The sequence below is a fragment of the Paenibacillus sp. J22FR5 genome (genome assembly GCF_059691975.1).
In genome coordinates this window covers 53,055-67,418 of the sequence record NZ_JCAUAN010000002.1, presented here as the reverse complement: position 1 = coordinate 67,418, position 14,364 = coordinate 53,055, and the positions used below count along the sequence as shown (strand labels likewise).

Sequence of the window (14,364 nt, the reverse complement as noted above, 5' to 3'; positions counted from 1 at the left end):
CTATGGGGACTCACTTGTCGGATTATGCGGTTACCCAGGAAATAATGAAGTTTAATCCCCATCTGCGAAGCCCATTTTTCAATAGAAATAGGCCCATGCCTGAACCGTGATACTTGTCTCTCTCATACGTTGTGAAGAACAACATGTGATCATAAAGGAGCGCTACTGTACATGCAGCGACTTATGTGTAAAGGGAAGATTCATCGTGCGACCGTGACGGAAGCCGATTTGGATTATGTAGGCAGCATTACCATTGATGGTTTACTGATGCGCAAAGCGAATATTTATCCCTATGAAATGGTTCAAGTAACCAGTCTGCGTAACGCAACACGTTGGAAAACATATGCGATTCCCGCTCCAGAAGGTTGTGGCAAAATTGGCTTAAACGGCCCGCCCGCCCATCTCTTCTCCCCTGGCGACCTCGTGATTATTCTCAGTATGGGACTTATGAGCGAAGAGGAAATTCATATACTTAAGCCGCAGGTTGTTTTCGTAGACGAACATAACCAGCTCCTTCAGGTGGAGGAACATGATTTAGTCATTCAAAGGCAAGAAGAGAAAGCGTATGAGTAATCTATCAACGAGCAAATGGACCAAATATAAACTGCTGCGCAAGTCAAAGAAGCTTCAAGCTTTTCTGCCTGAAACAAGCTGGTTGAGCGTCAGCAGCTTCTGGCGTATGCTCGCTAAGTATAGTCAAATCATCCTTAAACCGACAGGCAGTTATGGCGGAAACGGCGTCATCCGTGTGAAAACCATCGATAGCTCCACCTACGAATTTCAAGATGGAGCCAAAAAACGTACGTATAGAGAACCAGCGGAAGTCAATGCTTTTATCAAAAAGAAAGCCAGTAAAAACTACATCGTCCAACAGCGTATCAACCTTGCCACTAAGAATGGCCGTCCCTTTGATCTTCGAGTGATGGTTCAGCGTCACCCGAATGCGAATTGGCAAGTAACTGGGATGTTAGCGAAAGTGGCCGGGAAAGGCTTTATTGTCACGAATATTCGCAGGAGCGGAGGCAAGGTTGTCACCGTAGAGAACGCTCTCGGGCACTCTGGACTTCGAAACCTTCAGCGTTCTAAACTGGTAACTGAGCTGCATGCGGTTGCACTGCGAACGGCTGCGCAGTTAGGTCCTTCTTACCGTTGGGTGAGAACCATGGGTATTGACATGGCTTTTGATAAACAAGGTCATGTTTGGATTATTGAAGTGAATTTCGCCCCAATGCTGGAGTTATTCTTGAAATTGCCAAATAAAGCTGCCTTTCGCAAAATCAAATCATTTCATGCGCGCAGGAAAAGCCAATGATATTTCGTTCCAGAGGCGCTGAGGAGGCCCAGAAATGAAACAATGGGAGCTAATTTGCTCACGATGTTCTGCAAGGCTGCCCTTCCGCTATCAAGACATGAAATGCGAATGCGGTGGCACGTTATTGGTAGACTATGATCTAGAGCACGTTGCACGAACATTAACGAAAGAGTCTTTACAGCTGCGATACCCCTCGATGTGGAGATATCGGGAGCTGCTTCCTGTACGCGATCCAGCAAATATGATCTCATTAGGTGAAGGCTGGACGCCTCTGCTTCACATGCCCGGCTGGGAGAACAAACTCCCCCTCAAACGTCTGTGGATCAAAAGAGAAGATCAGAACCCAACGGGCAGCTTTAAATCACGAGGATTTTCTGTTGCGGTCTCCTTATTGAAGGAAGCTGGAGCTACAAAAGCCGCTGTTCCTTCCAATGGAAATGCGGCAGGTGCTTTAGCTGCGTATGCAGGAAGAGCGGGCATTCAAGCTTTCGTCTTTATCCCTATGGATTGTCCCTCACTCATTGTAGATGAGTGCCCATTGTACGGTGCAACGACTGTTCTTGTCGATGGTTTTATTCATGATGCTGCCGCGATCATTGAGTCGGGCCGAATAGAGCAGGGATGGGTGAATGTTGGCACACTGAAGGAGCCCGGACGGGTTGAAGGCAAAAAAACGATGGGACTTGAGCTCGCCGAGCAGCTGGGATGGACGTTCCCCGATGTGATCATCTATCCTACGGGAGGCGGCTCCGGTATTATTGGCATGTGGAAAGCATTCCTGGAGCTGAAGGCGCTAGGCTTCATCGACTGCGATATGCCAAGATTTGTGTGTGTGCAAGAGGAAGGCTGCCAGCCTATTGTGGACGGTGTAAAGAAAGCGCCCACGTTGACGTCAACGGCTAAAAGTCTGCCTCCCGCAGCCAAAGTCATCCCCAACCCGACTGGCATGCGTGTGCCCAATCCACCGGATTTGGCACTGCTTCTGTCGATTGTTGAGCAAAGCGGCGGAACCGCAATCGCTGTTTCCAAAGAGCAAATTGCGGAAGCCACGCTAAGCTTAGGTTCGGAAGGGATTTCTTCTTCCCCTGAGGGTGCGGCGACCTGGGCAGCCATGCTTGCTCTTTGCGATAACAGGTGGCTACGTCCCAGCGACTCTGTGGTACTATTCAACACTTCACATGCGATGAAATATGCAAAGCTTGGAGCAAGTGCAGCCATTCCCATCATTAAAACCTATGACGAGTTTATGGTCTATAGGAACCTATGAACTGAGACTACTATTTCGGCAAGGTCAGCTCCTTTTCTCACCGAAAAACAAATCGAGCCTCCATAAGGGGAGGCTCGATTTGTTCAATTCCTTATTGACCTAAATTGTTTTCCTCATACAAACGGTACATCGCTTGAATCAGCGGTTCTGCTGGATCACGGTTTAATAAATATAACGTCATTAAATATTGCAACGGCAGTGCACAGGTATTGTTCCCCTCTTCGACAGCTACAAAACCAGCTTCAAGCACCGGTCCGTGTTCTTCATGAAGCTCTAGGTCCACGTAAATCTTCTGATCCGGGAACTCTTCACGAACAGTAGCCGCACAATAAGGAACAATATGCTTGTCCAATAGTTCTTTGGCTTCATCTTCGGATTGAGGCGGATTCGGCAGAAGGTGACTTTCGTCGCTTCTCAACAAATCAACAAAGAAAGAGGACAACCATAGACCTGCATTTGGATTCGTTTGGAAATTTCTCATAATTTCATTTAAGAAAAATCCGCATGCTGTGGACTTCTCATCTTTTGTAAGTGTAAAAGCAAACATCGGACCATACGTCGGATTGTTACCAATTTGACCATCGACTTCATACTCAGGAAATTGTTCCTTCACAACTTCTTGGATATGTTGGAACCATGTAATAATGACTTGGGCTTGATCACGTTCTGGATCATGTTCGTTCTCTATGGGTGCTTGTGTTTCGATATCTTTGTCTGTCATTGTCGATATAGCCTCCTGAATCATTCTTAATGGCACGAATATTCCTATTGTAACGCATTTACGCAAGATCAGAAAGTATATGTTGCAATTTACATGGTAAAATGCAATTTTAAGACGCAACTAGCTTCATCATCAATATGCCTACCATGGCAATTGCTAATCCAGATTGTTCCATCTTGGAGAATTTGTCCTTCAAAATAAACCGCGTATACAGTAAAACGATCAATACATTGAGGGCAACGACGGCCGAAACAAGCCCTGTTATCCCATGAGCAAATCCATGAATGATGAACATCATACCTAATACATTGGTAATACCAACAATCATGCCAAAGAGGAAGGTTTTGTGTTCGGTCCACGTGCTCCCCGCCGCTTGCTGTGCTGATCCTTGTTTCTTATCTTTCCACCACCAAATAGCGAAGCAAAGGGTACCTGTTGCGAACATAAAGAACAACGTCGGGAATAACGATGCATGAACGAGTGTTGTCCATTTACTGGACAAGTCGTTGCCCGCAAATAGGAGGAGTGCGATGGCACCCCAACCTGCTCCTTGCAAGTTTTTCAACGTAATATCATTGGAATATCTAACAAATAAAATACCGATAACAATGACAACAAAGGCAAACAGCTGAAGCAAGTTCAGCCGTTCACCCCAGAGGACATAAGCAAATAGAACAACAACCACAGAGGGCAGCCCCGTCAAAATCGCAACTAACGAAGCTTTACCCACTGCAAAACCTTTGAACATACTAGCATTGGCGCCAAAGGAAAATAACCCCATTTGAATCCCGATTAGCGCAGATACTGCCCACTCCGACTGCCAAATAAGGGCACATGCTAAACTAATAACTGCCCCCATAGCAAATGTGCCGCAAAGCAATACATTTCGATTCAGCGATTGCTGACTAGACCAATGATACAAAATTCCTCGCAGCCCAAAGCAAAGTGCTGCGAGGACGGAATATAGGAGCCACATGATGTTTGTTACCTCATTCTTTCTCTAAAGATGCTTGGTGTTATTTATCTGTTAAGCGAACTAATATCGCATCGCCGCCAGCAGATACTTTTACTTCGGCAAATTTCGCATTTTGTTCGTAAACCCTACCCGTACCTTCCGAGACAAAGAAATTCTCTATGCCATACTCGACCCCTTCATAGCCAACTCTTTCACCATTCAAGCGGACTTCATCTGGTGCAAGCTGCTCCCCTGATTGATATTCCCGGCGAAACTCATAACCTTCTTTTGCAGCATTTGGTCCAAGAACTACGGCTATTTTCCCCTTGGAAGTCCGTTCTTCCAGGTTATTTTGATAGATCGGAGGCTCCGAAATCACATAGCGCAAGCGAACGTAATCACCTTGAATCAGGGAACGAGGGTCCAGCGGCTGCAGCTGCAGCTTGATCAGCTTACCATGACTGAGCAGATACTCGCTTTTGCCAATTTGCAAAGACATGGCCGCTACTTGCAATAAAACTAATAAGGCGATGATCCAACGATTAGCTCCATACCCCGGACGAGTTAACGAGGCATCGTCGGGTTCAAGTCCCTGCCTTTTTTCAATCCACACCGTGACTCCTAGAATAAGAACTCCGATAATGGCGAAGCTAATTGATTTATGGAGAAGCTTCCAAGCCAAATCGTAATATTTGTACACGAGGAAGGCGATCCAAAAGCCCATCGACCAAGCGAATACCCATCGCACGTGAAGCTGCCTGCTGACCAAGATAGCCGCTAGTACGAGTAGAAAGAACAGCACATTTGTTACGTAGTACCATCCTGACTCCGTCATAAAGGTTAAAGCAAACAGTGCCAGTAGGAACGATGGGAAGGATCCGTAAAGAATTGGCTCGCGGAACGACGCTTGACGGATCAACTGTCCACCTGCGAATAGTAGGAACAGCAAGCCGGATAAGATACTAAGCACCGCGACACCGCTGTTGATCCAATCGAACAAGACAAATGCCAAGATAATGACAGATGCTAAGAAGAATAGGATCCTTGTAACCAATCCAGTCAGATACATAAACGCAACTAATGTTAAAGCTAGGAAGATGAGCAGCATCGTCGATTGCTCTGTACCAACTGCTGCACCCGTGCCCAGCATAAGTCCACTAATCAGGATGGTAAATCGAGCTAAGACATTGAACTTCTTTGCAGCTAACATCGCAATGACGGATAGGAAGCCATACCCAATGAATATATTCTGAGGGTTGTCAAATCCAAGGACGATTGTAACTAGACCGATAAGTGTAACGCTGCCTAACAGTGAACCAATGATAATCACGGAAATCGTCAGTACTCGAACGATCCATTTAGTGAAATCTCCGTCTATATTGGCGGATTGTGAAGAGTCGTCGCCTTCACTCTCTTCTACTTTCTCAGCGGCAGGTCGCCAAGCACGTACATAGTTCATGAACATGACATTCGCACCAATAAACACAATGACGAACAACAAGCTCAGGATAAAAAATAACTCATTATGATATTCAATAATTAACTCGATGTATTTGACGGTAATAGCCGCTGATACCCAAAGTCCTGAGAACAACAGATACATTTTATTTTGTATCTTATGCGCATACATAACCGCTAAAGTAAGCACGGCTATGAGAGGCAGGTTCATCCAAATCCCATAATGTTCATAGGTTTGGGAAAATGAAACGATGATGAAAATACAGATCGTTGCTTGAAAAGTCACCCATTTTAGAAATGGCGATTGTAATCGTCCCTTCTCAAACAAGATGAATAAGGTGCCGTTCACAATAGCTAAACCTAACCAGATGGCGATGGTAGCTCCTTCCGCTTCGGAGTAGCTCCCCCATTTCGGAAAGAAGAACATTCCGTACGCGAGATGGCCAAGAATATAACTTAAGACATAATAGGGCTGCCACCTGGTTAAGATCGCATACAGGATGGCAGGCAGAAACCACACGAGAAACAAGCTGTAGCTGTCTGCATGAGAATTGTAGGTCTGGCCAATTAGGCCGACCCCAACACCGAAGGAAATACAACTGGCAAACAGGCTTAATTTACTTAAAAACTCTCTTCCGACATGGCGAGAAAGCCAAACAGATAGACCGTAAAACCCCAAAATGAGCACAAATATTGGAATAAATTTCTCTAATCGGTTTAACTTCTCCCAGTTGGAAGCGAAGAAGTAACCGATAGCAGTTAAAAGAGCACTAGCCCCCAAAACATACCCAAGTTGGATCATGATTTTGTTGGATTTCATGCTGTTTTCCCTCCTCTCGACTTACTTCTAATTGTACAGGAGATCGCTGATTTGAGAAGTACTATCTATTCCTAGTACCTGATCATTAGCCTATGGAGGAAATTCGACCTCCATCTACGTTGCCTTGCGCATGACTACCTTGGGAATGGTGATACAATTGCTCATAAAAACCCTGGAGGGCAAGCAGTTCCGCATGTGTACCCGCTTCTACAATCTCCCCTTGACTCATCACGATAATACGGTCGGCATGCATAATCGTTGAGATCCGATGAGCAATGACAATCGTTGTTCTTCCTTCCGCTACAATGTTCAATGCATGCTGAATTAATTGTTCGGTTTGTGAATCCAAATTGGCTGTCGCTTCATCTAGAATGAGTACTTTGGGTTGAAATACGATGATGCGAGCAAAGGAAATCAATTGCCGTTCACCGGCCGATAGACCGCTCCCTCTTTCTGAAATGCGTGTGTCATACCCATCCTTCATACGTGTGATCAGCGTATCTGCACCGACCAATCTGCACGCATCAATAACAGCCTCACGACAAATCGCAGGATCGAACATCCGTACATTTTCAAAAATACTGCCCGCATATAAATAAGGCTCCTGTTGCACCAAGCCAATTGTCCGATGAAGATCCGTCTGTGAGATGTCTCGAATATCGATGCCATCAATCCGGATACTGCCTCCCTGCACATCATAGAAGCGACAGAGTAAGCTGATTAGAGAGCTTTTGCCTGCACCGGTCGTTCCTACGATACCAATCATTTCTCCAGGCGCGATATGTAACTCCAGATCCTCAATCACGGGAGCGTCTTTCTGATAGCCAAAGTGTACATGATTAAAATGAATATCCCCTTTGACGTCAACTAGCTGAATGAGCTCGGAAGCCGCTTTATCTTTCACCTCAGGCTGCGCTGAGAAAATGTTCCAAATTCGACTCATGGAAACTTGTGTGGATTGAAGCGTATTCCATTGCTGCGTGATATTATTGATCGGTTGAAAAAACTGCCTAATATACGTAATGAAGGCATACAAAACACCGAATTCGATCGCTTTGTCGAAGACGGCACTTCCGCCAATCCAAGTGATAAAGGCCACCGATAAATTGCCTAAAATGTCAAAAGAGCGGTTAAATAACACGTTCGTTCTGATTTCTCTCAGGTTCGCCCGGAAATAGCCCGTGTTCTTTTCTGCGAAACGACTCATCTGCTCCTTCTCTTGATGAAACGCTTGGATCAAGTGCATACCTGATAAGTTTTCAGCCGTAAAGGCCACCATTTGAGATAGCTGCGTACGCGCGAGTTGGTATGTTTTGCGCATATACCGGCGAAAGCTCACCGCGATCAGGACAATGATCGGAATGACAATCATACTATACAGTGTCAGCGTTGGATCCAAATGATACATGAGCACGATGATGAAGATCAACGTCATGCTATCACGTACTAGGCTTAGAAGCACCTGTGTGAAAAACTGGTTTAATGTTTCCGTATCGCTGGAGACATGAGTAATGAGACTGCCGCTTGGCGTTTTATCATAATAGGACATCGACTGTTTGAAAATATGTTGAAATAAATCCTTGCGTATTTTGGCCACGATGCTCTGTCCAGCGAATTGGAGCAGGTTATTTTGTAAATAGCTGAAAAACATGCTGGAGATTGATAATACCCCATATAGCAAGCAGATGACGATCAGCGCATGGAAGTCGTTCTTACCGATCATGAGATTATCGTCAATCGCAATTTTGACCAAATATGGCTGAAACAAATCTGCCGCAATGCCCAGCAATGCACAGATAACGACGGCTAGGAATGTCAGCCTATGCGGCTTGGCGTAAGCAACTAATGAACGAAAGGGCGCTTGCGATTTCTGGCGATCTATCGGAAGTTTATTCGGTTTGAACATCTTCGTTGCCTCCTTCCTGTATCGCATATAATTCCGCATATAAACCTTCCTGCGCGAGTAGTTGTTCGTGTGTGCCGCGTTGAACGATCCTTCCTTCATGCAGCACGATGATTTCATCCGTATGCTTGAGCGCTGAGATCCGGTGTGCAATCCAGATCGTTGTCTTATTCGATCGTTCTTTGCGAATCGCATCAATAATGTGTTTCTCCGTCACCGAATCAACGGCACTCACACTGTCATCTAGAATCATCAGCGGAGAATCCTTGATAATCCCCCTCGCCAAGCTTGTTCGTTGGCGCTGCCCCCCAGATAAGGTGATGCCCCGTTCACCGAGTTTCGTCTCGAATTTTTCAGGGAAGGAGACGATACTGGAAAGAATTTGCGCCTTATTGGCAGCACGTTCCACTTGGTCTATGGAGGATTCCCTTTTGAAGAACGCAATATTATCGCGAATGGACGTACTGAACAAAAAACCCTCCTGTGGCACATAAGCAATTTGATTCCGCAAGCTTTCGAGCGTCACATCCCGGATATCACTATCCCCAATGTAAACAGTCCCTTCAGGCGGATCATAGATACGCAGCATGATTTTCATCAGGGTTGACTTCCCACTGCCTGTTTTGCCAATAATGCCAATCGATTTGCCAGGCTCAATCGTTAGCGAAATATCATGAAGGACTTCATCCTCATCATCCGGATAGGAGAAGGACAGATGTTCAATACGAATTTCTTCCTGATCGAGGTGCGTGGGCTGGGCAAGTTCATTCTGCTTGATCTCCGACTCCTTCATGAGCAGCTCATTAACTCGTTCTAAGGAAGCACGGGACCGTTGTAACGCATTAATCACACGTCCAATTTGCTGCAAGGGATTTACCATCATTCGAATATACAGCGTCAACTCAACGAAATGACCGATCGTAATCCGTCCATGAATCGTCAAATAGCCCCCAAAAGCAATCGCGATGATCAGCGATAACGCCCCCAGAAACGGTATTAAAGCTTCAAATAACGAGGATAGTCTCACTAACCGGAGTTGATTGTCACGAATCCGATCGACCGTTTCACTAAATCTACCAATCATAATCGGTTCTACGGCGAATTTCTTCGCTACGCGAATCCCTCCGAATTGTTCTTCAGCGGACTCGGTCATCGTACCTAAAGCTTCTTGAACTTGTATAGATCTTTTCTTAATGACAGGCTGAAACTTAACGGAAAGCACGGGAATCAGTAATAAGGGCACGATGCAGATAACAATGACATATAACGGAATGGAGCTAAACAGCATCGTAACTACTACAGCCAATATCAAAATTGCGGAGTTCACGATTTGGTTAATGCCCATAGAAATAGACTCACGAATAACCGTAACATCATTCATGACATAACTCAGCAGCTTCCCAACGCCGTTCTTGGAATAAAACGTTGCCCCCAGCCCGGTAAAATGATCAAATAAGCGGTTCCGCGTTTCAAACTCGAAGCGTCGACCATTCCGCATGATCATATATTGACCAATCGCGACAAGAACTCCAAAGGTAACGCCAATGATGAGCAGCTGCACACTGTATGTTACAATTAAGCTTTTACTCAGCCCGCCCTTCTGCAACTGGTCCGTAAACTTCCCAAGCAGCTTCGGATAATACGCGTGAACAATATTCCCTACCGAAATAGAGAGTGCGGCGATGACATACAACGGCCACTTCTTAAGTAAGAAATCAACCAATAACCGTGTAGGCTTCAAAACAACATCACTTCCCATTACAATTTTGTCTGGCATGTAAGGCTTTACATTTACACATTCTTCAACAGATGCATCACATTTTCCAGTATACGCCTATTCACATGTACTTCCTATATCAGATATTGACGTTATAATAAAGGAAGCCGTCATAAATTTACATAGCACGAAGGAGACGAACGAGAATGGATTTCATTTTGGATCGGATTGATAATAAAATTGAGTTCTTTCAAGCCTATGATATGAAAACATTAGAGAAGAAAATCAACGAACAAATCGACAATAACAAAGCACTATTGCTCGATGTTTACGCCATCCAACATCACGTTGTATTCGACCCGAATGCAGGTAAAATGCTTTATAGCGCTGTCGTTCATTTCAAAGTGAAGTAACATGACGATTAAACGCAGTATTCTGGAATCGGCAGGACACTTATATTTCGTACCTGAGCTGCCCCTTTATGTAAATCGCGTTCATGAAACCTTCGACATGCAGCAGCATACTCACGATTTTATCGAAATCAGTTATGTGGCTGAAGGAAGCGGCTCCCACTATATTGATAATATCAGTATGAAAGTGGCCAAAGGAGATCTGTTCTTCTTGCCCGTTGGCGTTTCCCATGTCTTCCGCCCTTCTTCTACAAATCAGAATAAACCTCTCATTGTCTATAATTGTATTTTCACACAGGCATGGATGAATCAATTGCTTCGGCATGCGGCAGCGATGGGAGAGCAGGAACTGCTTCTTTTTTTTCAAAAGTCTGCTGAACCGAGTGAACATGTGAAATGGCTCTCGTTTCAGGAGCAAAACGGTGAATTTCAGCCTCTGTTTGAGCGTTTACATTTCGAGTATAACGCCCGTCGCGTTGGTTTTATTACGGTTATGCAGGCTTGTGTTGCACAGTTGCTTGTGCATATGCATCGTGCGACGCTGGATCAACTTTCTGAGACACCTCAAACGACACCTCAAGCCAGTATGAAAAGTTTAGAGGGTCTTCTGACTCATATTCGCTTGAATTGCAGCTCGCCAATCACGCTCGTAGAAGCGGCGGCAAAGTTATCACTTAGTCAACGCCAACTCCAACGACAGCTGACTAAATTAACCGGAATGAGCTTTACGGCCTACGTCCAGCATGCGCGGTTAGAAGTCTGTTGCCAGTATTTACGAGAAACCAAGGACAAAGTTAGCGAAATTGCTGCGCAAGTCGGGTATCAGGATCTCAAATTTTTCAATCAGCTTTTCAAAAAAGTAATCGGTGTCACACCTAGTCAATATCGCCAGGGGCATGCTGAGCGCAGAAAACCACTCCCATTATCTGAATGAGAGTGGTTTTAATTTTTTAAAGATCAAGCATAAATTGCAAAGTCAAATCACCGAAGCCTGGTAATCCTTCATGACCGAAATCTGGGAAAATTTCTAGTTTTTTGTTCGCTTTGATTTTATTATAAGCTGCAAATTGGGTAGATGGCGGGCACACTGTATCGATGAGACCTACGCCCATCATGACGTCGCCCTGAATACGATCGGCCAAGTTTTGGATATCGATATACCCTAGCTTCGTGAAGTATTCGTCCTCACGTTTGTGTTGCGGGTCATGACGACGGAAGAAATCCTTCAGTTCTTGATACGCATCTTTAGCTAGATCCATTTCCCAAACGCGCTTGTAATCACTAAGGAATGGAAAAACTGGCGCTAACTTCTTAATGCGTGGTTCTAATGCTGCACAAGCAATCGTCAAAGCACCGCCTTGTGAGCCTCCCATCGCACCTACACGCGTAGGGTCAACCTCAGGCATATTCATCGCAATACCTGCAAGCTGTGCGGTATCCAAGAAAATATCACGGAATAAAAGCTGATCTGGGTGATCATCCAAACCGCGAACGATGTGCCCTCTTAATGTCGTCCCTTTAGTTCCGCCAACATCTTCGGATAATCCGCCTTGACCGCGGCAATCCATGGAGAAGAAGGAGTAACCAAGAGCTGCATAGGATAGCTTATCATGCCAATCCCCCGAATTTCCGGAGTAACCATGAAACTGCACGATGGCTGGATGCGGTTCAGTTGCGTGCTTAGGACGAATGTATTTCGCGTAAATACGTGCTCCTTTTACACCTGTGAAATAAAGGTCAAAGCACTCTGCATAAGGTACTTGAAATTCACTCGGGCGAAGCTCGATTTGTGGATCTACTGCTTTCATTTCTGCGATAGCGCGCGCCCAATAAGCATCAAAGTCTTCAGGACGTGGGTTTATCCCTTGATAAGTGAGAAGCTTTTCTAATGGGTAATCAACTGCTGGCATGTTTTCATCCTCTTTTCTTTGGTTTTAAGCGACCGTATACGAAGAAAAATCAATTGTTTCATCATTGACTCGTCTATTGATTTCTGGATCTGGGCCACTTGCTAGCAACAATATTTGCATATCCAAGGATGTATAAGTAATCTCGTTGTTAGGTCCGTAAATGGGTTGCTTGCCTTTCATCATCTCAGCAAATTGGTGGACATCGCTGATGCTATGGGACTCTGCTGTTGCGAGATCGATGCATTCAACTACGACTGCATTCGTTCTGCCACGGCTAGTCACGAAGCAGCGATCCTCCAGAACCTCGCGGTAATAGGGTTGCTGAATAAAGACAGCCATATATACATTGGCGCAGCGTCCAAATAGTCCGTTTGGTGTCTCAACCCACTCACCTAGTGGTAAACAACCTTTGATGTAAACAGGTTGATTTTCAGGCATGGAATAGGAAGCAATAATCACATTCCGATGAAAAAGCACTTCTGTGTATTCGCTTTGATGCCGTAGATCTCCTTCTGGCTGTTCCAAATCCGGATGGAAAAAATAAGCATGATTCACGCCTTGCAGCTGGTCCAATGGGAATGTAACATCCCAACGGTGCTGCTCGTTATCAAACTCGCGAATGCGCTCCCACATGCCCCCCATCGCAAAGCTCTCTGTAAGGTACACATAGCTGTGAAGCACATCATTCTCGTGCTCAGCTTGACTAATCTGTTTCGGAACTTGCCTTTTAATTTCGACAGGCACTGATGACCGTTGCAAAGCCGTTTGCACACTGGATGCAGGAGCTTCATACGCAAGGAAGCCAGCATATTCGGTTCTTGGCATGTGATCTGGCAGCTTGAAGTCTCCGTATTGCACATAGTCGTGCAGCACATTCGTATCCTTCGGCATATCATGCGGCCAAATTCGAGCATGCGGGCCTACCCATGCGCCGCCTAGGTAAAATGTTGCGCGTTCATTCCAGAGGTAATCCAACATCCGAGCTAGCTCACTTCGGATATCTGTATTTTGCGCTAAATGCCAAGCACATGTAAAAGCCTGCACCCAATGCCAGAACCACGGCAAACCGCCGTACTCTGACATCCCTTTGGAAGTCACTCGCTTGTACGTCATTCGTAAACTTTCGAAACCCTCTGCTAGTAAGGCAGCATCCTCATATCGTTGGCCAAAAATCAGCTTCGCAGCAGTATATTTGGCATCGTGATGACCATAATGCGTGACTGGCTTCCGATAGAAGTTGCTGTCATAAATATGCCTTAGTGTGTTATCAAAAGCTACGCGAAGAGCCTCACTCATCTGCTCTTGATATCGTTGAGCAAAATAAACCATCAAACTCCCCATAAGCTCAACAGGCAATGTATTCTTGGATGCCTCTTGAGGCGTTGGTCGTAAGTTAAGCGGCCAGTGGCCGTACGTCATGCTGGTTGGATTCTGATCTTGAATCTCTACTAAATGAAGAAAAACCTGCTCTGCTTTTTCCTTCGCTTCTTTGCGGTCACCTACGAAAGTAATTGCAGGATCCACGGAAGCTGCAAAAAGATAGGATGCGTAGTAGAAATTATCACGAACGTCTCCTTCAAATAAAAACCCATTGCTCAAAACAGGCTGATTATACGCTGCTGACGCAATGCTCGCAATAATTTCATCCTGTCGTTGCTGTATCGTAGTCAAATTGTCATCTCCTATTGGAACGCTTATTTTAACGTTCTTTTTGTGTTCTAAGAGTGCCGCATTAATCTGAGTTGAAACGTTTCACTTTTTCAAGTTTATACGTTACTAAATGTAGCGTCAATGCGAAGTTTTGGGTAAGGGATGGAAGAGTTTGATGGGTCTGGCTAATCTTAGCAGCATGAAACAACTGGAAAATGTAAATAAAAAAAGAACTTCCGCG

Annotated in this window: 12 protein-coding genes; 5 read left to right on the top strand and 7 right to left on the bottom strand. The window is 45.1% G+C overall.

Annotated elements, in window-relative coordinates; genetic code table 11:
* Positions 1-171 precede the first annotated feature (171 nt).
* From panD to AC58P7_RS03405, 3 genes are read left to right on the top strand one after another with little or no spacing between them, the layout of a single operon-like run.
* Positions 172-573 carry an aspartate 1-decarboxylase gene (panD, locus tag AC58P7_RS03415; protein ID WP_497340015.1) on the top strand — a complete coding sequence of 134 codons (402 nt, stop codon included), beginning with the start codon at positions 172-174 and terminating at the stop codon, positions 571-573.
* Positions 566-1,312, top strand: a complete 747-nt coding sequence (locus AC58P7_RS03410) for a YheC/YheD family protein (RefSeq protein WP_497340014.1) — start codon at positions 566-568, stop codon at positions 1,310-1,312. The genes panD and AC58P7_RS03410 overlap by 8 nt, the downstream gene beginning before the upstream one ends.
* A 34-nt stretch (positions 1,313-1,346) precedes the next feature.
* Positions 1,347-2,579: a threonine synthase gene (locus AC58P7_RS03405; RefSeq protein ID WP_497340013.1), complete on the top strand. Its 1,233-nt coding sequence runs from the start codon at positions 1,347-1,349 to the stop codon at positions 2,577-2,579.
* 91 nt (positions 2,580-2,670) lie between these two features.
* Here the strand turns inward: AC58P7_RS03405 and AC58P7_RS03400 are convergent, their stop codons facing one another.
* From AC58P7_RS03400 to AC58P7_RS03380, 5 genes are all read right to left on the bottom strand, one after another.
* The gene (locus tag AC58P7_RS03400) at positions 2,671-3,300 is read right to left on the bottom strand and encodes a hypothetical protein (RefSeq protein ID WP_497340012.1); all 630 of its coding nucleotides are present in this window, start codon (positions 3,298-3,300) and stop codon (positions 2,671-2,673) included.
* Between the two features lie 109 nt (positions 3,301-3,409).
* On the bottom strand, positions 3,410-4,276 hold the full coding sequence (locus AC58P7_RS03395; protein WP_497340011.1) for an EamA family transporter: 867 nt from the start codon (positions 4,274-4,276) through the stop codon (positions 3,410-3,412).
* A 40-nt stretch (positions 4,277-4,316) separates the two neighbouring features.
* Entirely contained in the window at positions 4,317-6,533 is a 2,217-nt protein-coding gene (locus tag AC58P7_RS03390; RefSeq protein WP_497340010.1) for a GDYXXLXY domain-containing protein, read from the bottom strand.
* 85 nt (positions 6,534-6,618) lie between these two features.
* Entirely contained in the window at positions 6,619-8,439 is a 1,821-nt protein-coding gene (locus AC58P7_RS03385) for an ABC transporter ATP-binding protein (protein ID WP_497340009.1), read from the bottom strand.
* Positions 8,423-10,213 (bottom strand): ABC transporter ATP-binding protein, encoded by a 1,791-nt coding sequence (locus AC58P7_RS03380; RefSeq protein ID WP_497340008.1) that lies wholly within the window; start codon positions 10,211-10,213, stop codon positions 8,423-8,425. The genes AC58P7_RS03385 and AC58P7_RS03380 overlap by 17 nt, the downstream gene beginning before the upstream one ends.
* Before the next feature lie 146 nt (positions 10,214-10,359).
* Here AC58P7_RS03380 and AC58P7_RS03375 point away from each other — a divergent pair, with 146 nt between their 5' ends.
* Positions 10,360-10,566: a YrzA family protein gene (locus AC58P7_RS03375; protein ID WP_497340007.1), complete on the top strand. Its 207-nt coding sequence runs from the start codon at positions 10,360-10,362 to the stop codon at positions 10,564-10,566.
* Position 10,567: 1 nt separating this feature from the next.
* On the top strand, positions 10,568-11,497 hold the full coding sequence (locus AC58P7_RS03370) for a helix-turn-helix domain-containing protein (RefSeq protein WP_497340006.1): 930 nt from the start codon (positions 10,568-10,570) through the stop codon (positions 11,495-11,497).
* A 16-nt stretch (positions 11,498-11,513) separates the two neighbouring features.
* On the opposite strand, the gene AC58P7_RS03365 is transcribed toward AC58P7_RS03370, so the two are convergent.
* Together AC58P7_RS03365 and AC58P7_RS03360 are read right to left on the bottom strand one after the other, a co-directional pair.
* Positions 11,514-12,473 (bottom strand): acetylxylan esterase, encoded by a 960-nt coding sequence (locus AC58P7_RS03365; protein ID WP_497340005.1) that lies wholly within the window; start codon positions 12,471-12,473, stop codon positions 11,514-11,516.
* A 24-nt stretch (positions 12,474-12,497) separates the two neighbouring features.
* Positions 12,498-14,144: a hypothetical protein gene (locus tag AC58P7_RS03360; RefSeq protein ID WP_497340004.1), complete on the bottom strand. Its 1,647-nt coding sequence runs from the start codon at positions 14,142-14,144 to the stop codon at positions 12,498-12,500.
* Positions 14,145-14,364: the final 220 nt, after the last annotated feature.